The following is a 21,726-nucleotide window of genomic DNA, read 5'->3' as shown; positions in this document are numbered from 1 at the left end:
ACCGGCGCACGCCCCATCCTATTTACGCAATATTACGTCAAAACTGGCGACTTCCGCTGTTGTCTGAAAAACTTGTAAAGCAAACCATGTTAACCCTGGGTAACGTATGGAGTATGCTAGTTCCGCCAGAGAGTTTAATCGCCGTGGAGGTAAATTTTGGCTAAGCGGACAAAGGACGACAGCAAGCAAAAAACAGCGCCGGCTACCAGGACCAAGCGGTTTCTGAAGCTGGCCGGCATGACGGCGTCCGTGGCGGGCAGTTATGCGGCGGAGCGGGTGCGACGCGCCTTCAATGAAGAAGACAAAGAAGAGCGTCAGGCCAAGGCCTATGACAAGATGGCCAATCAAATCGCCGACACCCTTGGTGAATTGAAAGGCGCGGTGATGAAAGTGGGGCAGATCGCCTCCCAGACTCAGGACTTTCTACCCAAAGAGTTTTCTCAGGCGTTGCAGCGTTTGCAGAAAGAAGCGCCGCCGATGGACTATGAAGTGATCGCCAAGCAGGTCGAGAGAGAGCTGGGCGCGGCGCCGGAAGAGTTGTTCAAAGAATTCAGCGAGGAGCCCTACGCAGCGGCTTCCATTGGCCAGGTTCACAAGGCGGTTACGCTGGATGGCAAAGAAGTTATCGTCAAGGTGCAGTATCCGGGCGTGGATCGGTCCGTGGACTCTGACCTCAAACAGCTTAAGTTGACGCTGAAACTGGGTGGGTTGCTCAAGCTGCCAAAAGAAAGCGTTGATCAGCTGTTCGAAGAGATTCGCGAGCGCCTTAATGAAGAACTCGACTATGAGAACGAAGCCCGCAACATCGCGGATTTCCAGCGCTTTCACGCCAAAGACGAAGGTTTGATCATTCCCAGCGTGGTGCGTCAGCTATCCAGCAAGCGTGTGTTGACCATGGAGTGCGTGGAAGGGGATCACATCAGCGCGGTTAGCGCAGAGGCATACGGGCAGGACGTCATTAACCTGATCGGCCGACGCCTGTTCCGCATCATGGCGGATCAGCTATTCAAATTTCACGCGATTCATGGCGACCCTCATGCAGGCAATTTCGCGTTTCGCCCTGACGGCTCCATCATCATGTATGACTTTGGCTGCGTAAAACGCCTGAAGCCGGAGATAGTGCACGCCTACAGCCAGGCTTTGACGGCGGGGCTCAATGCGGATTACGACGCGCTGGACAATTATCTGGTGGACCTGGGCGTCAGAGTGAGCGGAAAGCCGGCGGTGGAGCAGGACTATTACGCAATGTGGCGGGACATCTTCATACGTCCGTTCCGAAGCAGGGATGAGGAGTTTGACTTCGCCAGTTCCAATCTGCATAAGCAAGTGGCGTCCAAGGCGACTACGGTGTTCAAGTACATGGACTTTTTTCAACCGCCCGTGGAAAGCCTGTTTATCGACAGGATGATCGCCGGTCACTACTGGATGATGATGCGATTAGGGGTGCAGGCGGCTTTCCGTAAGGAGCTGGAAGATTACCTCGATCTTTCTTCCGCAGCCTGATAAGGCGCCCAAAATGGTCACTTTCTGCCCTTTTCGGGCGGAAGTGTGACGTAGTTTGGGTTTGTAACGCCGTATTTCTCACGGAAAACGAGCTAGCTCAGTGGCAATATAGACGTTCGCGAAAAGCTAAGCGTTGTTGTATTGATACGGTAGTGAGCTAGTAAGTCCATGTTAAAAAGTCTACGTGAAACACTGATGGGACGAATCGTCGGCGAGAAGCGTTCCAGTAAGCAAGTTGAGGAGAAAAAGGCGGAAGTCAAAGCTCCTCAGGTGGATTTTGAAATGAGCGCGCTTGAAGCACTGCGCGTTTCCACTGTGACTCGCCGGGTGTAATGGCCCGCTGAACAAAACAACATAACGCCAAAAGATGTAGCTGAACGCTTTCTTTTGTGTGAATAGGGACCTGGATGGTCCCTGTTTTTTTGGCCCCTCTGAAACAAACCTCAATCTTAATCAAAGACCAGAATTAACCCGGCGGCCCTGCACATGCAGGAGCCTTCCTTCTGTGATGTGTCGCCGCAAGCACTGGCGCGACGCGGGTGAAATGTTGGAAAGTTTGCCCTCAAGCCCTTACACCCGCCTTTAAATCTGTTATATAACAGGCCTTTATTCTCCCGGATTAGTGAACGTGTCTACCTCCGAGCATTCTGAATGCGCCATCTATCTTGCTGATATTCGCCAGATCGACAAGGATCTCGATGCCCGATACTGCGCCATGCTGGGTTCCGGAGAAGACGAACGGCTTTCCTCGTTTCGTTTTCCTGAAGGACGTTTAAGTTTTTTGCTGGGGCGGGCGCTGGCTCGGACTCAACTGGCGGAAAGGCTGGGCTGCGAGCCGGCGGAGATCGCCATTGCTATCAGCGACAAGGGCAAACCTTTTCTGAGCGATAGGGATGCGGCCTGGTGTTTCAGCATCGCCCATGCCGGCGCCTGGGTGGCGGTGGCGATCGCGCTGACGCCTGTAGGGCTCGATCTTGAGCGCGCGGAGCGGCGCAACGTCAAGGCGTTGGCGCGTAGATTCTATACGGAGAAGGAATATCAGTGGGTGTGCGGGCAACCCGAAGAAAATCAGGCGCAATGTTTCTTTCGCATCTGGACGCTGAAAGAAGCGGAGGTGAAACGGCGTGGTTCGACCATGTCGGAGCTGCTGTCCGGGGCTCCGTTTGCTCTGCTTGACGACTTTGCGGTGGCGGAATTTGCTGAAGGCGCGGCCTGTGGCTATGGGCTGTTTCAATGGCGTGAAGAGCAGTTGTTGGGAGTGGCCCTGAGCGAGCCGCGCCCGATGTGCTTTTTTGAAGGCTTGCCGGGACAGGGCTACGTCCAGGTTTCGCCAAGTCTTCTGGCTGGTTCGGAAAACTGGCGACATCAATAATAGAAAGAGAGTGGATACTAATAATGTCAGAATACTCAACACTTAGCGTTACACAGGAAGGCGGCGTCGCCGTCATTGAATTGAATCGTCCCGACAAAGCCAATGCGCTGAACATGGCGATGTGGGAAGAAATCGGTCTGGCGTTTCGTCGGGCGGATCAGGAAAGCACAGTGCGGGTAGTGGTGCTGCGCGGCGCGGGTAAGCACTTTTGCTCAGGTATCGACCTGATGGACTTCGCTTCTGTGATGACCGGCAAGGAAAAGTGCGACGGTCGTCGTCGTGAGGAGCTGCGCCGTCTGATTCTCAAGCTGCAAGGCTGCCTCTCCGCTATCGAAGACTGCCGTAAACCCGTGCTGGCCGCCTTGCATGGCGGTTGTATCGGCGGCGGCGTGGATATGGTGGCGAGTTGCGATATGCGCTACATCTCTGCGGAAGGCTATCTGCAGATCAAGGAAATCGATATCGGCATGACAGCGGATGTGGGCACGTTGCAAAGACTGCCGCATATCATTGGCGATGGCGTCATGCGGGAGCTGGCGTATACCGGTCGTAAAGTCGACGCGGAAGAGGCGCGGGCCATTGGTCTGGTTAATCGTGTGTATGAGTCGCCGGAAGCCTTGATGGCGGGGGTCATGGAAACCGCTCAGGTAATCGCCAGCAAGTCGCCTTTAGCGATTCGCGGCACGAAAGAGATGATCAAATACACCCGTGATCATAGCGTCGCGGACAGTCTGAATTACGTCGCTACCTGGAATGCGGCGATGCTGATCAGCGAGGATATTCAGGAAGCCATGATGGCGCAGATGCAGAAGCGTGAGCCCAAGTTCAGGGACTAGCCAGCTGTGAAGAAAGGGGAGGCTGATCCTCCCCTGAAATGTTAAGTCTTACTTTTTGTTCCTGTGTCTCGGTCTTTCTTCGTTGATTTTCAGGAACATGTCCCGCGCTCTGACGCCCAGGTCAGGGTTGTCCGTGAAGAACCCGCTCACCCCAAGGCCGAGCATTTGAATGGCTTCGCCGGTCAGCGTTTGTGGTTCGTTGTTTGGATGCAGGGTCAGAAACTGTTCTTCCACTCGCAGCGTGTAAGGGTGAATCTCCAGTCCGTTAGCCAGGGCTTCCTGCAGGAAGGGGTGTACGCCGCCAGTCAGCTTGCTGCCGACTTCAGCTTTGCCGTCGCCGTTGGTGTCTTCCTTCTCGTCCAGGCTGGCGCGCAGCAGGAAGCTGTTTTTCCAGGGGCCAACGCCTTCTGCGTAGTTGTCAGCAATAAATTTAACGGTTTCTGACGAGACCAGTTTGCCGTACCCGGTTGTATCGGTGACGCCGCCTTCAATCAGGTCATTCAGCTCACCATAGATCATCGCCATGTCCGCGCCGTGTTTTGCGTTGTAGTACATGTCGTAGGGGCGAGAGAAGTTGCTGTCCGGTTGTACGTAGATATCGTCAAAGTCGCCATACAGCTGCACCAGCGGCAGATCCACGTTGTTGCTGGGCATGATGTCCTTCTGTAATTCCATCAGGTTTTCAACCTCGAAAGATTGAATGTAAACCCGCGTGGGATCAGTGAAGTTTTCGCTGACCAGGGTTTCGATCAACTTGCGGCCGATGGACATATTGATTTTGCCGCCGTCCAGAAACTCGCCTTCTTTCGCGAAGTAAGTGGGATGTTTGGTTTCTGGATAGAGGCCGACTTTTTTACCGGTGTTATGCTCGATCAGGCGCACCATGCCGATAATTTCTTCCAGCGTGGGAATGGCGAATTTGCCGTCAAAGCGCGTGTTGCGAGGACGTACTTCTGGAATGCGTTCTTTGGCGCGCAAGGTTTTGATTTCCGCCAGGGTGAAGTCTTCACTGAACCAGCCGGTCATGGCGACGCCGTCGATCATTTTGGTGGTTTTGCGGTCGGCGAATTCAGGGTGATCCGCTACGTCAGTGGAACCGCCCAGTTCGTTTTCATGGCGGGCGATCAGGTGTCCGTCTTTGGTTGGCACGAGGTCGGGTTCGATAAAATCCGCGCCCTGGCGAATGGCCAGCCAATAGCTGGCGAGCGTGTGCTCAGGACGGTATCCGGGAGCGCCCCGATGGCCGATGACGATAGGGTGGTCGGCGGCTGCGGTGGCGACCGCCGGTTGCTTGGCCTGCGCTGCGGTAACTCCTGCGCTGAGCGCGGCCGCGGCGATCCAGGGGAGACACTTCGGCCAAGTGAAATACTGTTTCATCGTTATATCCCTAATTAGATTTCTCATTCACAATCAGTAGAGTACAAACTAATAAAAGAAAATGACAGTTTAAGGTCAGGCTATTTTTAGCCGCTTAAATCCATCGTCAGCAAGTTTCAATTTGGTCATGAAAATCAGGATTTGCAGGGGTTTACAGACGTTCTTTAAGGGCTTTCAGAGGCCTCCATGGTGATTGCCGGCGACCGTTTGGGACGCTCTTTACAGAAATTTAATGCGTCTTCTCTTAAGCGAAAGGGCAAAACAAAGGCTGGCGCAAAAACATAAAAAAAGTAAGCGTGATCAGCTCGACGGGGTGGCGTAAGCCGGAAGTTTAACTTCCAGCTTACTGAAGAGGGCTCCAATGAGCCCTTATTGTCAGAGGGGGGCCATTTCCCAGGTGACGGAGTAGGAAGCGGAAACGCTTTGTGATTGCGGGCCGCCGGATATGCTGCCGCTGGAACTGAACTCGACTTTGTATGTGCGGCCTTTTTCGGCGGGAATCTCGATATAGTCGACACCGTCTTTGAATCCGTTTTTCGGATCATAGGCGATGCTGCCTCTGTAACCATTTCCGCCAGCGGACACATAACTGTTCAGGGGTAAGCAGGGGGCTATCTCCGGGCAGTTGCGTTCTATTTGCTCAACGTTGAAGTTGACGCGCAGTACGCCGTCTTCGGTGGCGCGGATACTGTGCTGGAAGTTGCCGCCGTGACTGACTGTAACGCCGCCTCGGTCTCCTTCGCTGCGGTCGATATCGGCGTCAATGCGGTAGCTCAGCGTGGCGCCGTTATCGAAATGGGAAACTTCCAGGTTGTAATCCAGAGACGCGGACGCGCTGGTTCCATTGACGCTGAGGTCGTAATGTTGGCGCACAGGGTCTGCGCTGTGCAGCGTCTTGCTTTCGTATTCTCTCTGCGTTTCACCGCCAACGCCGGCCTGAGCCGTGCTTCTGTAATATTCAAACAAGGTTTCGGCGGCGCTGACCTGAGTGGAAAGCATTGTTGCGGCCACAGCCATGAGTATCAGATTCTTCTTCATAAATAGTCCTTGAAAAGTTCACAAGTGATTAGCCATAGAGCTGGATCGCGTTTCCGGGCGCTCTCCATGCAATAACTCGTCGCGGAGCCGAGAGTGTCTCAAGCGCCGAGAAGTTATGTGGCGCTAGAATAAATCGACAGGAAGATGCTGACTTGTAAAAAACGGACACGGTTTTACTGAAGGTATGGGGAGAACAAAAAATGGGGCCAAAGGCCCCGAATGACATCGTTGGGAAAAGTCGGTAAGACGCGCGAGGGCTTAGAAAATCTGCTTGCTCATGATGTTGGAGAAGTCGCTCTCAATGCCTGAGGTGTCCACCACGGTGACGGCGAAGTAGTGAACGCCGCTGCCCAGGCCGCCAAAGGTGTAGTCTGTCGCATCCGCCTGCGCTTCCACGCTGGCGCCCCAGGAGCCGTCTTCAGTGGTGTGATAGATGCGGTAGGCTGAGATTTCCTGTTGGGCCAATGCGCTGCCGTCTTCGCGAGTATTCGGCGTGCTCCAGACCAGGCGCACACTTTGGTTGACCGTCAAGGACAAGGTTGCGCCGCTGCTGGTGACGGAGCCGGTGGCGTTGCTGATGATAACGTCATAAACGCCTGCGTCGCTGTCGTCCAGGTTTGACAGGCTCAGGTAAGACTGCACGGCGTCAGTGATGATTGCGCCGTTTTTGCGCCACTGATAATTCAAAGCGCCGCTGCCTGACGCGCTGACGTTCAGAGTCACGTTTTCCCCTTTGCCGGCGCTTTGCGAGGCAGGCTGCAGGCTGATGACGATATCCAGGGCGACGTCGCTTTCCTGACTGGAATCCTGTGAGTCGTTCTGGACTTGGTCCTGCTGATCTGTCTGTTGAGTGTCCTGCTGGGTTTGAGTGGAAGAGCCTGAATTGGTCTGGCTGCTGTCCGCGACAGGGTCATTAGTGGTGGATGAGTCAGTCGTGGAAGACTCCGTCTGGGTGCTGGTTTGCGCGTTGCCCTCAGACGCGGAACTTGTGCTTTCCACCTGTGAAGAAGTAGCTCCTTGAATGGAGACAGAGCCGTTGTCAGAGCTTTCACCCGCCGCTCCGCCGCCGCAGCCATGTAACGCCAGCGTCGCGGCTAAAATCGCGGTGGACAGTAATCTGGTTTGGGTGGTTTGAGCAGCCATCGGTCACTTCCTTCGTTATATGTCAACTTATGATCAATAGTAGATGGCTATAAATGAAAAAGACTGTAAAACGTCACACGCGGCGCACTGAAATCGTCAAAAAAATGGCGAATCAGGCTGAATCTTGAACTTTGTATGCAAAGTGTGCGGTTCCTCTCAGTTTGTGAGAGCCGGAAGGGGTCAGAACGAGCGAAGGAGAGCGGGGAACGGATAGTCCAATGCGCGGATGTACGTTGTTATGGCTATCGATTAAAGTGGCCGGCCCTTGCAATTGCTAACATAACGAGCGGCCCAGACGAGCGTTGTCGTTATCTTTACCTATGGATGAGTACCCCCGTGAACTTCTATGAACAATATCTTGCGCCCTGGCTGACGGACTGGACCGATTGGGCATTGCTGGCCTGTGGTGTCTATACGGTTATATTTGGGATGTTTGAGATGTTCTGGCGGCGGACAAGGGTGCATGATTATTTGTTTACTGCAAACTTTGTCCTACTTCTGTTACTGCAATTCCTGTTACCTGTAATGGCCGCCTGGGGCGCTGATTTTGTGCAGCCAGGGCTGATCTTCATGGCGATCTACACGGCGCTATTTTTTATCAGCCTCTCACATGTAAATGAGGGCGGAATCGGGTTCATGATCCACCTCCAATTATTGATAGTAATCCTTCCCCTCGCGATTCTGATCAGGGTGATCCGGTTTATTTGGATGCTGTTTTAAGGGAGAACAGGGAGTAAAAAGGCCCTCATTCGAGGGCCTTTTGCGTATTACTCATTGCCAGGCACAATCAGCGTAAGCTTTCTATCAAACTTTCACATTCGCTGGCGCTGATATTTTCACCGCAGACCGGGATTTGATTTTGCGGTTTGCCGTTGGCGATGTCGTTCACCAAGGTGTTGCCGAGAACGTGGTTGACGGCGTTGAGGTTGTAGCCGTTGTCCTGCTCCGCCATCCAGAAGAAAACGCCGGCGAAGCCGTTGTCTTTGGCGTACTGCGCTTTTAGTGCGGCGGTTCGCGGCGACTCTATCGTGATGAAGGAGCCGATGGCGGGCTGTACGAGGTAGTCGGCGTTGGAGGCTTTGTCGGTGTACAGCTTGTACCCGTTGTAAGGGCGTAAGGATGGATCAAGGAAGCTTTGATACATCTCGTAGCCTTCCAGAACGCCGGCTTCCCAGCTGCCGTATCCGGCGATGGCGAGTATAAAGTCAGTGGTTCCCGGCGCCTGATTCGGTTGGTGGGTGGTCGCGCCGGCGACTCCATTGCTGTACTCGGTGATATCCGCCGCGCTGTTGAGACGCTTGGCGCGATGGTAGTTCGCCACGCCGACCATCAGTTTGTTATTGGGGACGCCTTTGCCCTGCAGATAAGACATCGCTGTTGTGACGGACGTATTGGCGGATGAACCCTGCGCGCTCGGGTTGACCTGCATGGGCGTGTGATTGCTCAGCTCGCGCTCCCAAGCGCCGGTGAGGTCATAGGTCATTACATAGAGGCGATCCATATACGGATGCACGGCGGGCCAGTCGATCAGGTCGAGGCGACCGGTTCCTGCGGGGATCGCGGAAGACAGGCGATAATGCTTGCCGGTTTTCTGTCCCAACCAGTCCATGCCTGCGCGAATTTCCTTCAACAGACGCACATAGTTAGCGGCGTCTTCCGGCCTGTCCGCGTCAGGAACGGCGCCATCGGAGGCGGGGTATTCCCAGTCGATGTCGATACCGTCGAAGTCAAAGCGTTGTAAGAAATGGATTAAGGAGTCGACGAAGGCTTTGCGCCTGGCGTCATCACGCGACATCCAGCCAAAGCCTTCAGACAGGGTCCAGCCGCCGACGGAGAGATCCAGCTTCAAGTGCGGATTTTCTTTTCTCAGTTTATAGAGCACGCCGAATACGCCGCCAACACTGGCTGGCTCCAGCTCATACATGCTCTCCGTTCCCGTTACGCTGCCGGGAACGCCGACATTGCGCACGAAGGCCGCTTCAAAATCGGCGATGGCCATGGCGCCGTCAGGCAGATTGCTCTGATTGCAGGTGCGATTCACCGCCGCGGGAGCGGACGTGGGGAAGCCGGGGTCCTGCGTGCTGGACGCATCGGGATAACAGATCCCGGAAAAGCCATAGACAATACGGTGCAGGTTTTTCACAGGGAGTTTGGTGAAATCATAGCGTCGACCGTAGATCGCCCAGTCGCCGATGTAAGTGACAATTTCCGTTCCTGCGCGCAGGGAATAGGTATTGTGCTGCAACGGTACGGTTCCTGGAGGCAGTTTGGAAACCCGGGCGCCGTTATCGGCGTCGAAGCCGGGGTGATCTCCGCCTGGATCGGTGGAAGGAACAGAAGAGCGCGGCGTACCGGTGGATGGCGTATTGGAGATGCGCGCCGCGCCGATGACGCCGCCAGGGAAGGCGACGCCGGCGTTGGGGTTGCCGTCGACCGGTTGCGGATCGCCGTAGTCGATGTCGTTGGGTATGGGCACTGGGCACAGGCTGTCATCAGGAACGCCCACCAGCTTCCAACGATCAGGGTAAGTGGGGTCGTTAGGGGGGATACCCCAGACATCCACCTGGGCCTGGTAAACGCCGCCCTGATAAGCCGCCACGGCTCCGGTGCGATAAACTTTGCTGGCGTTCCAGGCGCTGGCGCAGAAGGGCGTATCCGGTCCCGGGCCGGGATCATCAGGGTTATCGGGATCGTCTGTTCCGCAAGGTCCGATTAAGGTCCAGGCGGAACTCCAGCTACTGCCGACGCCAGGCTCATAGGCCCAGGCGGCGGCGGAAGAGCACCAGCCGGCGACGTCGCAGCGATAGTCGTTGCCAATATTCTGCACGACTTGTCCCGCGCTGTAGCTGGTTCCGGCGGTATACTGCGGCGCGTCGCAGGCGCCGGGATCGTCACCAGAGCCGCCATTATCGGGAGGCGAATCGCCGTCGCAGACGCCCAGCCCGTTCCAGGCCTGTTCCCAGGCCCAGCCCACGCCGGGCTCATAGGCTCCGCCCAATCCGCACCAGCCGCTGATATTGCAGCGATAAGCGCTGTCATGATGTTGACGAATGGCGTTGGCGCCGATAGAGCCGGTTTCAAAAGGTGCTACGTCTGTGCAGTTATAGGCGTAGCTATTGGCGGCGATGGTCCAAACGCCGCCAACTAAGAGGGTGGCCAATAGCTTCTTCATGGTCCATTTCTCTCGTGTGGTTGGTTAACAATCCTGGGTCAGCCAACTGTCATACCACCAAAATGGCGTCGCCAAGCGGTGGCCGAGCGCACCCGTGCTGGACCGGCGCACGGTCAGTTTGGGTGGGCCGGATTCGTCGCTGGGAGCAAGGAATCCGGCCCGGTACTGCAGAAGTTCTTTATAGTAGTTGGTGAGTTTTTAACCTTTTTGCCGGTTATTGGCAATAGGCCGCTCGGGGGAAGAAAATAGCCGCTAAAATAGAGGGTTATGCGATTTTGCCGGGGAAGCCTTTACCCGTCTTTGCCGGCTTTGGCGTCAACGTGCAACAAACCGGCTTTTCCCCAATTGCTGTCGTCGTAGTCCTGTAAAAATATAGTGACCGACTCCGGCTTTACTCCGTAGCTGGTCACAAAGGCGTCGGTAATCTTTTTCACCAACTCCCGTTTTTGCTCCAAGGAGCGGCCAGGGGATTGTGCGATAGTGACGACGGGCATAATTGTCTCCTGCAAATATATGAATAGAAGGATGGATGCATCAGCTTTGTTGTCTGGCCAGCGAGGCGGGACGCCACCAGAGTTTGGAGACCATCAGGAAATTACCGAAGATGATGACGCCAACGCCTGAGAAAGTTGTGGCGTCCCAGCGATAGTCTTCAAACAGCGTGGAGATCAGTATGGCGACGACCGGAAAAGCCACCATGCAATACGCGGCTTTGTTGATGCCGATCTTATTCACCAGAGTCAGATAGATCGTAAAGCCGAGCACTGACGCGAAAATCGCCAGATACAGCAGGCTGAAAATATATTGGGAAGTGAAGCTGAACTTGAGCGGCGTGTCGGTGGCGAATACGGCAATTAACAGCACCATGGCGCCGTAAGCCATTGAATAGCCGTTGCCAGTGAGCGGCGTGATGCCCTTGGCTCCATTACGCACGGAGATCATGTTGCCCAGTGAGAAGATCAGAGTGCCTAGCAACGCGAATAACATGCCGGTGAAAAAGTCCGCGCCAAAATTTTGTTGCGTCAGCTCCCGCCAGAACAGAAGCACAATGCCAACAATGCCGAAGGCGATGCCGATGAACTCGCTTTGCGAAGTACTTTGGCGCAGAAATAGCCAGCGATTGACGCTGTTGAATAACAATACGGTGGAGAAAATGATCGCGACGATGCCGCTGGGAATGTATTGGGTGGCGTGATAGAAGCACAGAAAATTCAGGGAAAAAAAGCACAGCCCCTGCCCGGCGAACCACAGGTGGTCGACAGGCTGGGTCTTCTGGATTTTTTTAAGCAGAATCAGGGCTGGAAGCAGCAGTAACGCGGCGATGGCGAAGCGATAGAAAATGGAAGTCAGAATGGGAACTTCGCCTAACTGCATGTGGATAGCGATCCATGACGTGCCCCACAGCAGAATGCAGGCGATATATAAAAAAGCGGTCATAACGAGCTTGTCTCCCTTGCTCTCTAGCTGGCGGCCGCCGTTTCGGGCGTGCGCAGGGCCAGACGTTCCTTGATAAAGTCGCGCAGGCGTGAAACTCCTTCGCTGATCTGCTCTGGCGTCAGGTAACTGAATGAGAGCCTGATTTCATTGGACTCTCTGGGGGGCGAGTAAAACATCTCCATAGGCGCCCAAAGTACGCCGTGTTGCTCCGCTGAGGCTTTTAGCTGCTTCAGGTTAACAGTGAAGGGCAGCGTGAGCACGAGAAAAAAGCCGCCGTCCGGTCTATTCCAGGTGATTTGCGAACGCAGGGGCGAACCTTTGGGAAAGGCGACCTCAAGCTGATGCAGCAAATGCTTGAGATTGTTCTGATAGAAATGGATTCTGCTCTCGCAATGCAATCGCAGATCGCCCTTGCATTCCAGCAACACGCCGCCAACCACTGCCTGACAGATCGGCGATGTATTAAGCGTCAGCATGCTTTTGATTTTGGTAAGCGCTTGCGCCAGTCGCCGGGATACAACAAACCCCATGCGCACGCCTGGAAACAGAGTTTTGGAGAACGAGCCCAGGTACGCCACGGAGCGGCCGTTTCTGTCCAGGGACGCCAGCGTCGGCTTGATGGCGCTCGCCGCGCCGAAAATACCGTAAGGATTGTCTTCCAGTACAGTGAAGTTGTAAGTGTGGGAGAGCCAGACCAGATCCATGCGCTGGCTGAGAGGCAGCGAGACCCCTGTGGGGTTGCAGAAGTCGGCGTTGATATACAGCGCTTTGACCTTATGGCCTTCCGCCTCCAGCGCCTGGATCTTGTTTTCGATGTCACTGATCGCCACGCCCTGATCGTGGACATCGAAGGTTTCGACCCGAATGTCCAGCAGTCTGGCGGCGCCGATAATACCGACGTACACCGGCTGCGGGACCAACAGGACATCGTGCGGATCAGCAAACAGAGCGCGTAAAGTCAGAATCATTCCTTCCTGCGCGCCGGAGGTGACCACGATATCTTCGGGACGACAGATAACGCCGTCGGTTTTCTCCAGCATATCGGCGATGAGCCCGCGAATATGTCCTTCCGACGGGCCGTATTGAAACAACTGGGTAATGACTGCGCTTTCAGGCCTGCGCTCCTGCTGGGTGAGATGCTCGACATAGCAGTGCAGATAACGGCTGATATCATCGATCCGAAAGTCCGTCTCTATCGGGCGCCCGGGCGCGAACGATATCGCGTCGGGATATTGCCCGGCGATATCGTTGAGAAAGGTCATGGAGTTAAGGCATGGGTCCGCCAGGGATGCATGCAGCGGCAGCTCTTCGCGTTCATCCTGAGGTTGCATCGCGTTCATGAATTACTCCTTCCAGATTTGCGGGCAGAAATCCGGATCGGTGTAGTCCGGGTCGCCGTTGCTGTTTTGGCGGCAGAAATAATCGTTGTTGTATTTCAGCGCGGAGCCGTCCTCCAACGTGTGGCGCTTGTAGGTGTTGCCGCCGTCCTGCAGGTGAAGCGAAATCGAGACTCGATTAACCTGGCTGTAGTTGGGGGAGCTGCCATGAAAGGTGTGGCAGTTATGGAAGCTGATATGGCCGCGTTTGCTGGTCATGGGTATTTTTCTGACGGTGTCGCCATTAAGTTGGGCAGTTTCCTCCAGCATGGTTTGCAGCTCATCGATGCTGCGTCGTCCGAAGTGGCGGGTGACGCTGTCGTTGGCGTCGACTTCCCGCCAGCGATGGCTGCCATCGATCATTTCCAGCGCTCCCATGCCTTCGAAGCAATCATAAAAGTTGATAAAGGCGGTCAGCAGTTTGCTGGATGTGCAGGTTGACCAGTAATGGGCGTCTTTATGCCAGGGGACGACGGGGCGAAACATCCCTTCCGCCGCAAAGTCGCCTCGGGCGGGTTTGGTGATCAGCGCGCTGTTCCACACGCGAATTTCGTCTGTCTGCGCCAGCCGGGCGGCGATGGCGCCAATGATTGGTTTGGTAAGCAAGCGCCGGAATGTATCGCTTTCATAATGCACGTAGTCATTGTTGCGAGCGACGTCGCCATCTTCCGGGGTCCAGTACGCCAATGTGGAAGGCATGGTCGGCAAGCGTCTGTCGCGCTTGCCTGCATAATAATCGCGACTTTCCTGAGCGAAGGCGTCCAGCTCTTCGTCGGTGAACACCTTGCCGGTCATGAACCAGCCGTGCTCCTGGTAAAAACGCACATCCTCATCGCTGGGCAACAGAGCATGTTCATGCTCGCTCAGTGGGTATTCCGCTATATACACGTAGTATTCCTTTTTATGTTTGATGTCGGAGAGAGCCGCTGTGGGGTGGCCGGCGTTTATCAGTAGGCGTCGCTGGCTTCCAGTTGGCGGAACAGGTCTTCCACGTTCTGCTCCGAAAAGCCTTCTTCCTCGTTTCTTTCTATGAACTCGATCATGACTCCGGAGTTGGGGCAGCGCACGGTGAAGCGCTGGATGAGGTCCGGGCCTTTGATGGTTTTGGTGCTGAAGTCCAGTCCCTGTTTTTCCAATTCCTTGCACAGGCCTTCGACGTTCTCCACTTCAATGGCGATGTGTTGTGGACCGGGACCGTATTCGTTGATGAAACGCGTAATCTGAGAGGTTTCGTTGGCGCCTTCCAGCAGGACGAACTTGATCGGTCCGGCTTCCATGACGGCGGAGTGCATGGCGCTGTGCGCGCCGGTAGTGGTCATGCGATCTGAGAGGGTGAATCCCATCATGCTGAAATAGCCGATGGCCTGCTCCAGATCCAGTACCGCAATGGCAACGTGATCGATTTTTTTCGCCTTATGCCTGAGCATTAACTTAGACATACTTTCCCAACCTGTCGTCATAGGGTTTCTCCTTGATATGAGGGGTGTTCGGTCCAAATAATTTCCTGGTTGATGTCCGCAAGCGAAGCGCAGCCGCAAAGGTGCATGCTGAGCGCCAGATCATCGATGAGTTGTCGTAACACGGCGGCGACGCCTTGCGCGCCAGCTGAGGCGAGTCCCCACAGCGCCGGGCGGCCTACGCCCACTGCGTCGGCGCCCAGGGCCAGAGCTTTAAGAATGTCGGCGCCGCTGCGTATGCCTCCGTCCACAATGAGCGGCATGGACTCGCCTACGCGCCGACGTATGCTGGGCAGCATGTCGATGGCGGAAACATGGTGATCAAGTTGACGGCCGCCGTGATTCGATAGATATAAAGCGTCGACGTCGTGTTCCAGTGCAATTTCCGCATCCTGCGGATGCAATACGCCTTTCAATATCAGCGGCATGCGGGTCTGATTTTTCACCCAGTCCACATCGGCCCAGGAAAGCGCCGGTTCGAGCTGTTCTGCGACGAAGGCGGCGACGCCGGACTGTCCGAGAACAGGGGGCTCACTGGATAGTGGCTCGCCAAACCGGTCTGCGCGTTTTTGATAGCGTTTAACGTCGAAGCCATTGCGACGATCCCGTAGCCGCGCGCCCATGCGTGGCGCGTCAACGGTGAGCGCCAGGGCGCTGCAGCCGGCGTCCTGCGCCTGCTGAATCATGTCTCGATTGCGTCCGCGATCTTTGTACAGATAGAGCTGAAACATGACCGGCTCTGTGGAATGTTGGCAGAGGGTTTCCAGCGGCGTGTCTGACATGGTGCTGACGATGAGTGGCGCGCCACATTGGTTAGCGGCCGCCAGGGTCGCCCGCTCGCCGTCAGGGTGAGCGAGCTGATGGTGTGCGCTGGGAGCGACGATCAGCGGGGTGGCGGGTGTGCGGGCGCTCTGGAGTGGCGATAAACGCGGCGCGCTTGTATCGACATCGCTAACGCCGCGCAGCACTCGGGAAATCAGTTTGACCCGCTCCAGGGCGCGGATATTTTCCTGCAAAGACCGCTCAAGCCCCGCGCCGCCAGCGATAAAGTCGTAAATTTCCGGCGCTAAGCGGCGTCTGGCTAGCTCTTCCCAATCCTCAATACAAACCGGCTCCATGCTGGCTCCCTTTGGTGTGATGGTTTCCCTGTCCGTTCAATGCGAAGGAGTGCGTCCTGTGACGATATCCGAAGGGCTCCTGCAGTCGGACATAACGGAAAATATTCAGATTCGTCTCTGATTGAATATTTTCGTAAATTTTCTAATTTGTACGTATTTTTTACTCTATTGGCCTCATTAATTCTCTGTCAATGAAAATTTGATGAAATTTCGAATAATGACGAAGGTTGGGAATAATGGGAATGCATTACTCATAACGGGCGTTATGAATTAAAACTTCCCCTTGCCGTTGATGTCTGTGAGGGGATGAGAATGAGAAAACGAAAGTTTTTCACTTTTCTATGCAATCCCTGCGTCGCAGCTAGACTATGTGTACATGACCATCTTCATGAGTGGATGAAAGGAGTTCAGACCATGGCTAAATCGATGCGGGACCTTCAGGTAGGCGAAAATTTGGGCGAAAGTCGGTGGGTGAAAGTCGATCAGGCGTTAATTGATCAGTTTGCCGACTGCACTCGTGACAGGCAGTGGATTCATGTGGATGAGGAGCGCTGTCGAGAAGAAAGTCCTTACGGACAGCCCATTGCTCATGGCTTTTTGGCGCTGTCGCTGTTGCCTGGGCTGTTATACGAGTTGATCTCTCCGCCAGAGGACGGTTACGCGCTGATTAATTATGGTCTGGAGCAAGTCCGCTTTCTTGAGGCGGTGCGGAGCGGCGATGAAATCCGTTTGGAAGCAATGTTGGAGAGTATTCAGCAAAAATCGAGTGGAACACTTTATCGGATAAATTGCGCGGCGCGCATCAATCATCGCGAAAAGCCCGCCCTGGCGGCTGCATTATTGGTGTTGTGTGCGGAGCTGAAGCAGTAGCCTGTACTGCGGAGTGGTTGGCTTCAGCGCTATCTGGAGATTGTTTAGAAACCTTGCAGGCTGGCGAGATCTTTGACGTCACCTGCGCTGACGGTGCAAAAGCTTAAAGGAGCTTGCTTTTGTTGGTCGCTGATAACTTTTACCTGGGCTGCCGCAACTTTGCGCAGGCTGTCGAAAGGCAGCGTGGTCACGGAATCGTCTTTTTGGGTAAGGGCTCTAAGAAGTTTGCTGAACATGATGTCGTATCCCGTAGTTATTGTTGCTTACATTCAGTAGCGACCTTCTCCGGCGGTTCCCGTCAAAAAAGTAAAAAAATGTCATATTTTCATCAGGAGGGTGGCGCGCCTCATGGCTCCCTTGGGTGCGCAGCCAATAAAAACATGAGATTATCTCCGCCCATCTTTCGAAATATCCTGTAAGAGATCCCCTTAGATGCAACGAAATCTTGAAGACCGATCCTTTTTGCTGCTGTTGCTGGCTGTAACCTTTGGGTTTGGACTGCTGATCCTGCCGTTCTTTTACGCCATTTTCTGGGCGGCGATGTTGGCCATTCTGTTCGCGCCGCTGCACCGTTGGCTGATTCGGCGATTTCCCGGCAGGGATAACGTCAGCGCGCTGCTGACATTGCTGGCCAGCGTGCTGATCGTGGTGATTCCGCTGGCGGTGATGATGACAATGCTGGCGAAGGAGGGGGCCAGAGTCTACCAGCAGGTAAGCTCCGGCGAGATACAGTTACAGGTGCTGGTGGACAAAGCCAGAGCCACGATGCCGGTGATTCAGGAACTGGCTGAACGCTTCGAGATTGATCTGGGCAACGTCAAGCAAATGCTGTCGCAGGCGGCGTTGACGGGCAGTAAATTTTTCGCCACCCAGGCGTTCAACTTTGGGCAGGAGTACCTGCAATTCACTGTCAGCTTTGTGTTGATGCTGTATCTGACTTTTTTCTTTTTAAGAGACGGTCGCAGCTTGATACAGCTGTTGATTCGCGCTCTGCCTTTGGGGGACACCCGGGAAATTCATCTTTTTCAAAAGTTTGCGGAAGTGTCTCGGGCGACAGTGAAGGGGAACCTTGTAGTGGCGATGGTTCAGGGCTCCCTGGGAGGTTTGATCTTTTGGGCGCTGGGCATCAAAGGCGCGCTGTTGTGGGGCGTGGTGATGGTGGTGCTGTCCTTATTGCCGGCGGTGGGGTCTGCGCTGGTATGGGGGCCGGCGGCGGCATACCTGTTTTTTAGCGGCGATGTTTTCAAAGGCGTTGTGCTGGTGTTGTTCGGCTTCTTTGTCATAGGGCTGGTGGATAATGTGCTACGCCCGGTGCTGGTGGGACGCGACACCAAAATGCCTGACTATCTTGTGCTGTTGTCGACCTTGGGCGGCCTGTCGTTATTCGGCTTGAACGGATTCGTGTTGGGGCCAGTGCTGACTGCGTTGTTTCTGGCGTTCTGGCAGATTTTTATGGAAGAGTTCAATAACGGCGAAGACGAGACCTTCGTCGATGAAGACGAGGCGTCTGGAGTTTGATAAAACCGGGCGCGTATTGCGCCCGGATAAGCATATCAGTCGAGATGGAACAATTCTTCTGGCAGCGCCATCAAGCTGTCCGCGCCGGCTTTGACGCTCGCTGCGAGTGAGCGGGTGCGGGGCAGCAGACGCTCAAAGTAAAACTCCGCCGTGTGCAGTTTGGCTTGATAGAAGCCACTGTCGCCGCTTTGCGTTTCCAGTTTCTCTTTAGCGGTCACTGCTATACGTAACCAGAAATAAGCCAGGCAAACGTAGCCGGAATACATCAGAAATTCGACTGACGCCGCGCCGATTTCATCCGGGTTGGTCTGAGCCTTTTCTGCAACGCTCTGAGCAAGTTGCCGCCACTCATCCAAGTGCTGCAGAAGTGCGTCCGTCCAGACACTGAAGTGGCGAGCGGTGTTCTGAGTTTCGCAAAACGCGCGTATCTCATTGACGAACTGGCGCAGCAGCTCTCCCTGGCTGCCGATGATTTTGCGAGCCAGCAAGTCTATGGCCTGAATGCCTGTGGTGCCTTCATACATGGTGCAGATGCGGGTATCCCTGGCCAGCTGCTCCATGCCCCATTCCTTGATAAAGCCGTGGCCGCCGTAGACCTGCATGCCGTAGCTTGTGCACTCCTGGGCTGTTTCCGTCAAAAAGGCTTTGACGATTGGCGTCAGCAGCGCCAGCTTCGCTTCTGCGGCGGCTTTGACGTCAGCGTCTTCGCTGTATAGCGTCAGGTCGATTTGCTGGGTGCAATACATCGCCAGGGCGCGTCCGCCTTCGCGGATTGCTTTTTGCGTCAGCAGCATGCGCCGTACGTCGGGGTGCACGATGATTGGGTCTGCGGGTCTGTCCTTGTTGACGGGGCCTCTGAGCGAGCGCATTTGCAGGCGATCGCGAGCGTAGCTGATTGCGCCTTGAAACGCCGCTTCCGTGGCCGCCAGACCTTCCAGCCCTACGCCGACGCGAGCCGCGTTCATGAAGGTGAACATGCAGTTGAGACCGCGGTTGGGCTCGCCGATCAAATAGCCGCGAGCGCCGTCGAAATTCATGACGCAGGTGGCGCTGCCTTTGATGCCCATCTTATGTTCAAGGGAACCGCAGGATAACGTATTGGATGTCGTGATTTCGCCGCTGTCGGACACATTGAATTTGGGGACGATAAACAGGGAAATCCCTTTGGTGCCCGCTGGCGCGTCCGGTAGACGAGCCAGGACGACATGGACGATGTTGTCGGACAGATCATGGTCGCCGGCGGAGATGAATATTTTTGTTCCGGTTATTGCGTAAGCGCCGTCGGATTGCGGTTCAGCTTTGGTTTTCAGCAGCCCCAGATCTGATCCGCAGTGGGGTTCTGTCAGACACATGGTGCCGGTCCAGCGGCCTGCAATCAGATGAGGTAAGAAGCGCTGCTTTTGTGAATCCGAACCATGAGCCAGGATGGTTTCAATACAGCCCTGGCTCAGTCCCGGGTACATGGCCCAGGCGTGATTGGCGCCGGAGAACCACTCGGACAGAATACTTGACAGGGAATAGGGCAAGCCTTGGCCATCGTACTCTAACGGCTGCGACATGGCTGGCCAGCCGCCCTCGACATATTGTTGATAGGCTTCTTTAAACCCTTTAGGCGTTGTTACTACACCGTCATTCCAAGAGCAGCCTTCCGTATCTCCCGCCGCATTCAGCGGCGCCAGGATATTCTCCGCAAATTTACCGCCCTCCTGCAGGATCGCCTGCACCATATCCGGCGTTGCATCCGCGAACCCCAGTTTTTCGTAATGCTCAAAGAAACCCAGCAGTTCATCCATCACAAACGCCACATCACGCTGCGGAGCTTTGTAGTTCAACATATGCCTACCTCGTATTATCAATCACGAACAGCCAAATATACTCAGCCAATAAACCCAGTTTACCCGCAGAGGCAGGTTAAGCCGTTGGTGGTTTTTGACAAAAATGATGCGGGATTGGACGGAGTGAGGAGATGTCTTTAAGTGTCGCTGGCAGAGACCGTAAGTAAATGGAAGGGGGGGGAGAGTTATTGAGTTTCTGAAAGCAAAAAGCCCGCAACAGCGGGCTTCCAATTCAAGTCATTAACTTTGGACTTTGCCTTTAGGCAGTCCAATGACGATTGATATCAGCGCCATGAGCCCCAGCAGCCAGCAATACTGAATGTTGCCGATCAGTTCTACTGGAGAGACTTTGGCCAGGGATGACGCCAGCAGGGCTTGTGCGCCGTAGGGGATGATGCCCTGGACCACGCAGGAGAAGATATCCATTAAGCTGGCGCTGCGACGTGGGTCGACCTGATAGCGGTCGGCGATATCTTTCGCCAGACTTCCGGACAGTAGAATCGCGACGGTGTTATTGGCGGTGCAGACGTTGGTCAGAGCGACAGTAGCGCTGATGCTCAATTCGCCGGCGCGGCAGGTGTGCTGCTTGGCTCCGCCAAGACGGCTGATGCGGTCGATGGTCTTCGCCAGCCAATCCAGGCCGCCCTGTGACTTCATCATGGCGCCGAGGCCGCCGATCAACAGGGATAGGATCAGGATTTCCTGCATGCCTGTGTATCCTGCGTAAATGTCTTTGGACCAGGACGCCACGTTGTAGTCAGGCTGCATGAACAGACCAATCCCACCCGCCAGCACAATGCCGCTGAACAGCACCAGCATAACGTTGACGCCCAATACCGCCAGCGCCAGCACGGCGACATAGGGCAGGATGCGGATCAATTCGTAGTCCTTTGGCGCTTCCACCACGGCGTTACTGCTCTGGAAGTACAACCAGATTAAGGTCAGCGCCGCCGCTGGCGCTGCAATCATGAAGTTCAGTTTGAACTTGTCGCGCATTTCGCAGCCTTGGGTGCGAGTGGCGGCGATGGTGGTGTCGGAAATAATAGACAGGTTGTCGCCGAACATGGCGCCCCCTACCACGGTGCCGATGGTCAGCAGCATGGGGAGTTCCGTTGCGTCAGCGACGCCAACTGCAATGGGAGCAATGGCGGCGATGGTGCCCATGGAAGTGCCCATAGCGGTGGCGACGAAAGCGGTGATGATGAACAGTCCTGGCAATACCAGAGAAGGCGGTATCACGCTGAGCCCGAAATTAACTGTAGCATCCACGCCGCCCACGGCTTTGGCGACGCTGGCGAAACCGCCCGCCAGCAGATAAATCAGAACCATGGTGATGATTGTGTTGTCGCCGACGCCCTTGATAAAGGTTTCTATGCGCTCATTCAAGGTTCCGCGCGCCATCATTACCGCCAATAGAATAGCGGGCAGGATCGCGACCGGCGCGGAGATTTGATAAAAGGCGTACTCAACGCCCTCTGACTGATACCAGAGGCCGCTGCCGACAAACAGCGCCAGAAACAGCGCTAGCGGAAGCAAAGCTAAGGGAGATGCTTGGGACATATTACTTCTGTATTCCACGAATGATTAAGAGCCAACCCGTTCTGTACAGATACAGGGCGCGGACTATAAAAAGGCGAAAGATTATAGGTAACGGAAAATTAATCTCTAATAATT

20 protein-coding genes are annotated in these 21,726 nt (G+C 55.0%); 7 read left to right on the top strand and 13 right to left on the bottom strand.

The window, feature by feature from the left end; genetic code table 11:
• The first annotated feature begins 156 nt into the window (after positions 1 to 156).
• From EUZ85_RS24875 to EUZ85_RS24865, 4 genes are all read left to right on the top strand, one after another.
• The gene (locus EUZ85_RS24875; protein WP_206617947.1) at positions 157 to 1,503 is read left to right on the top strand and encodes an AarF/ABC1/UbiB kinase family protein; all 1,347 of its coding nucleotides are present in this window, start codon (positions 157 to 159) and stop codon (positions 1,501 to 1,503) included.
• Positions 1,504 to 1,671: 168 nt separating this feature from the next.
• Positions 1,672 to 1,836: a hypothetical protein gene (locus EUZ85_RS31270; protein ID WP_164887346.1), complete on the top strand. Its 165-nt coding sequence runs from the start codon at positions 1,672 to 1,674 to the stop codon at positions 1,834 to 1,836.
• Positions 1,837 to 2,131: 295 nt separating this feature from the next.
• A complete protein-coding gene (locus EUZ85_RS24870) occupies positions 2,132 to 2,875 on the top strand; it encodes a 4'-phosphopantetheinyl transferase superfamily protein (protein ID WP_127972842.1) in 744 nt (247 codons plus the stop codon).
• 23 nt (positions 2,876 to 2,898) lie between these two features.
• Positions 2,899 to 3,711 (top strand): crotonase/enoyl-CoA hydratase family protein, encoded by an 813-nt coding sequence (locus EUZ85_RS24865; protein ID WP_127972841.1) that lies wholly within the window; start codon positions 2,899 to 2,901, stop codon positions 3,709 to 3,711.
• Positions 3,712 to 3,759: 48 nt separating this feature from the next.
• On the opposite strand, the gene EUZ85_RS24860 is transcribed toward EUZ85_RS24865, so the two are convergent.
• The 3 genes from EUZ85_RS24860 to EUZ85_RS24850 all read right to left on the bottom strand — a co-directional run bounded on the left by EUZ85_RS24860 (position 3,760) and on the right by EUZ85_RS24850 (position 7,269).
• Positions 3,760 to 5,088, bottom strand: coding sequence for a glycerophosphodiester phosphodiesterase family protein (locus tag EUZ85_RS24860; protein WP_127972840.1), 1,329 nt, complete (start codon positions 5,086 to 5,088; stop codon positions 3,760 to 3,762).
• A gap of 375 nt (positions 5,089 to 5,463) precedes the next feature.
• The gene (locus tag EUZ85_RS24855; RefSeq protein WP_127972839.1) at positions 5,464 to 6,126 is read right to left on the bottom strand and encodes a hypothetical protein; all 663 of its coding nucleotides are present in this window, start codon (positions 6,124 to 6,126) and stop codon (positions 5,464 to 5,466) included.
• Positions 6,127 to 6,384: 258 nt separating this feature from the next.
• Complete coding sequence (locus EUZ85_RS24850) at positions 6,385 to 7,269, bottom strand: immunoglobulin domain-containing protein (RefSeq protein ID WP_127972838.1); 885 nt, start codon at positions 7,267 to 7,269, stop codon at positions 6,385 to 6,387.
• Positions 7,270 to 7,605: 336 nt separating this feature from the next.
• On the opposite strand from EUZ85_RS24850, the gene EUZ85_RS24845 reads away from it, so the two are divergent.
• A complete protein-coding gene (locus tag EUZ85_RS24845) occupies positions 7,606 to 7,989 on the top strand; it encodes a hypothetical protein (RefSeq protein ID WP_127972837.1) in 384 nt (127 codons plus the stop codon).
• A gap of 67 nt (positions 7,990 to 8,056) precedes the next feature.
• Here the strand turns inward: EUZ85_RS24845 and EUZ85_RS24840 are convergent, their stop codons facing one another.
• The 7 genes from EUZ85_RS24840 to EUZ85_RS24810 form a co-directional block, all read right to left on the bottom strand.
• Positions 8,057 to 10,441 carry a glycosyl hydrolase family 18 protein gene (locus EUZ85_RS24840; RefSeq protein ID WP_127972836.1) on the bottom strand — a complete coding sequence of 795 codons (2,385 nt, stop codon included), beginning with the start codon at positions 10,439 to 10,441 and terminating at the stop codon, positions 8,057 to 8,059.
• Positions 10,442 to 10,731: 290 nt separating this feature from the next.
• A complete protein-coding gene (locus tag EUZ85_RS24835; RefSeq protein ID WP_127972835.1) occupies positions 10,732 to 10,935 on the bottom strand; it encodes a 4-oxalocrotonate tautomerase family protein in 204 nt (67 codons plus the stop codon).
• Between the two features lie 40 nt (positions 10,936 to 10,975).
• Complete coding sequence (locus EUZ85_RS24830) at positions 10,976 to 11,878, bottom strand: DMT family transporter (RefSeq protein ID WP_127972834.1); 903 nt, start codon at positions 11,876 to 11,878, stop codon at positions 10,976 to 10,978.
• A gap of 23 nt (positions 11,879 to 11,901) precedes the next feature.
• Positions 11,902 to 13,218: a PLP-dependent aminotransferase family protein gene (locus tag EUZ85_RS24825; protein ID WP_127972833.1), complete on the bottom strand. Its 1,317-nt coding sequence runs from the start codon at positions 13,216 to 13,218 to the stop codon at positions 11,902 to 11,904.
• Between the two features lie 3 nt (positions 13,219 to 13,221).
• Entirely contained in the window at positions 13,222 to 14,142 is a 921-nt protein-coding gene (locus tag EUZ85_RS24820; RefSeq protein ID WP_127972832.1) for a phytanoyl-CoA dioxygenase family protein, read from the bottom strand.
• A gap of 59 nt (positions 14,143 to 14,201) precedes the next feature.
• On the bottom strand, positions 14,202 to 14,714 hold the full coding sequence (locus EUZ85_RS24815; protein ID WP_241566855.1) for a VOC family protein: 513 nt from the start codon (positions 14,712 to 14,714) through the stop codon (positions 14,202 to 14,204).
• Entirely contained in the window at positions 14,711 to 15,829 is a 1,119-nt protein-coding gene (locus EUZ85_RS24810; protein WP_127972831.1) for an alpha-hydroxy acid oxidase, read from the bottom strand. The genes EUZ85_RS24815 and EUZ85_RS24810 overlap by 4 nt, the downstream gene beginning before the upstream one ends.
• Positions 15,830 to 16,243: 414 nt before the next feature.
• Between EUZ85_RS24810 and EUZ85_RS24805 the strand changes: the two genes are divergently transcribed.
• Complete coding sequence (locus tag EUZ85_RS24805) at positions 16,244 to 16,699, top strand: MaoC/PaaZ C-terminal domain-containing protein (RefSeq protein ID WP_127972830.1); 456 nt, start codon at positions 16,244 to 16,246, stop codon at positions 16,697 to 16,699.
• 44 nt (positions 16,700 to 16,743) lie between these two features.
• Here EUZ85_RS24805 and EUZ85_RS24800 read toward each other — a convergent pair whose 3' ends face one another.
• On the bottom strand, positions 16,744 to 16,935 hold the full coding sequence (locus EUZ85_RS24800) for a hypothetical protein (RefSeq protein WP_127972829.1): 192 nt from the start codon (positions 16,933 to 16,935) through the stop codon (positions 16,744 to 16,746).
• Between the two features lie 196 nt (positions 16,936 to 17,131).
• Between EUZ85_RS24800 and EUZ85_RS24795 the strand changes: the two genes are divergently transcribed.
• Complete coding sequence (locus tag EUZ85_RS24795) at positions 17,132 to 18,217, top strand: AI-2E family transporter (protein ID WP_127972828.1); 1,086 nt, start codon at positions 17,132 to 17,134, stop codon at positions 18,215 to 18,217.
• A 35-nt stretch (positions 18,218 to 18,252) separates the two neighbouring features.
• Here EUZ85_RS24795 and EUZ85_RS24790 read toward each other — a convergent pair whose 3' ends face one another.
• Positions 18,253 to 20,052, bottom strand: a complete 1,800-nt coding sequence (locus EUZ85_RS24790; RefSeq protein ID WP_127972827.1) for an acyl-CoA dehydrogenase C-terminal domain-containing protein — start codon at positions 20,050 to 20,052, stop codon at positions 18,253 to 18,255.
• A 240-nt stretch (positions 20,053 to 20,292) separates the two neighbouring features.
• The gene (locus EUZ85_RS24785) at positions 20,293 to 21,612 is read right to left on the bottom strand and encodes a Na+/H+ antiporter NhaC family protein (RefSeq protein WP_127972826.1); all 1,320 of its coding nucleotides are present in this window, start codon (positions 21,610 to 21,612) and stop codon (positions 20,293 to 20,295) included.
• Between the last annotated feature and the right edge of the window lie 114 nt (positions 21,613 to 21,726).

This window comes from Hahella sp. KA22 (assembly GCF_004135205.1).
GTDB lineage: Bacteria > Pseudomonadota > Gammaproteobacteria > Pseudomonadales > Oleiphilaceae > Hahella.
The sequence above is the reverse complement of the archived record's forward strand: the minus strand, read 5'-3'. Positions and strand labels throughout refer to the sequence as shown.

What these genes read in the sequence shown, in the direction of transcription:
- EUZ85_RS24855 (WP_127972839.1), bottom strand. Translation starts at nt 6,126, where the DNA reads ATGAAGAAGAATCTGATACTCATGGCTGTGGCCGCAACAATGCTTTCC.
- EUZ85_RS24825 (WP_127972833.1), bottom strand. Translation starts at nt 13,218, where the DNA reads ATGAACGCGATGCAACCTCAGGATGAACGCGAAGAGCTGCCGCTGCAT.
- EUZ85_RS24840 (WP_127972836.1), bottom strand. Translation starts at nt 10,441, where the DNA reads ATGAAGAAGCTATTGGCCACCCTCTTAGTTGGCGGCGTTTGGACCATC.
- EUZ85_RS24850 (WP_127972838.1), bottom strand. Translation starts at nt 7,269, where the DNA reads ATGGCTGCTCAAACCACCCAAACCAGATTACTGTCCACCGCGATTTTA.
- EUZ85_RS24810 (WP_127972831.1), bottom strand. Translation starts at nt 15,829, where the DNA reads ATGGAGCCGGTTTGTATTGAGGATTGGGAAGAGCTAGCCAGACGCCGC.
- EUZ85_RS24790 (WP_127972827.1), bottom strand. Translation starts at nt 20,052, where the DNA reads ATGTTGAACTACAAAGCTCCGCAGCGTGATGTGGCGTTTGTGATGGAT.
- EUZ85_RS24835 (WP_127972835.1), bottom strand. Translation starts at nt 10,935, where the DNA reads ATGCCCGTCGTCACTATCGCACAATCCCCTGGCCGCTCCTTGGAGCAA.
- EUZ85_RS24800 (WP_127972829.1), bottom strand. Translation starts at nt 16,935, where the DNA reads ATGTTCAGCAAACTTCTTAGAGCCCTTACCCAAAAAGACGATTCCGTG.
- EUZ85_RS24860 (WP_127972840.1), bottom strand. Translation starts at nt 5,088, where the DNA reads ATGAAACAGTATTTCACTTGGCCGAAGTGTCTCCCCTGGATCGCCGCG.
- EUZ85_RS24830 (WP_127972834.1), bottom strand. Translation starts at nt 11,878, where the DNA reads ATGACCGCTTTTTTATATATCGCCTGCATTCTGCTGTGGGGCACGTCA.
- EUZ85_RS24865 (WP_127972841.1), top strand. Translation starts at nt 2,899, where the DNA reads ATGTCAGAATACTCAACACTTAGCGTTACACAGGAAGGCGGCGTCGCC.
- EUZ85_RS24815 (WP_241566855.1), bottom strand. Translation starts at nt 14,714, where the DNA reads ATGACGACAGGTTGGGAAAGTATGTCTAAGTTAATGCTCAGGCATAAG.
- EUZ85_RS31270 (WP_164887346.1), top strand. Translation starts at nt 1,672, where the DNA reads ATGTTAAAAAGTCTACGTGAAACACTGATGGGACGAATCGTCGGCGAG.
- EUZ85_RS24805 (WP_127972830.1), top strand. Translation starts at nt 16,244, where the DNA reads ATGGCTAAATCGATGCGGGACCTTCAGGTAGGCGAAAATTTGGGCGAA.
- EUZ85_RS24785 (WP_127972826.1), bottom strand. Translation starts at nt 21,612, where the DNA reads ATGTCCCAAGCATCTCCCTTAGCTTTGCTTCCGCTAGCGCTGTTTCTG.
- EUZ85_RS24795 (WP_127972828.1), top strand. Translation starts at nt 17,132, where the DNA reads ATGCAACGAAATCTTGAAGACCGATCCTTTTTGCTGCTGTTGCTGGCT.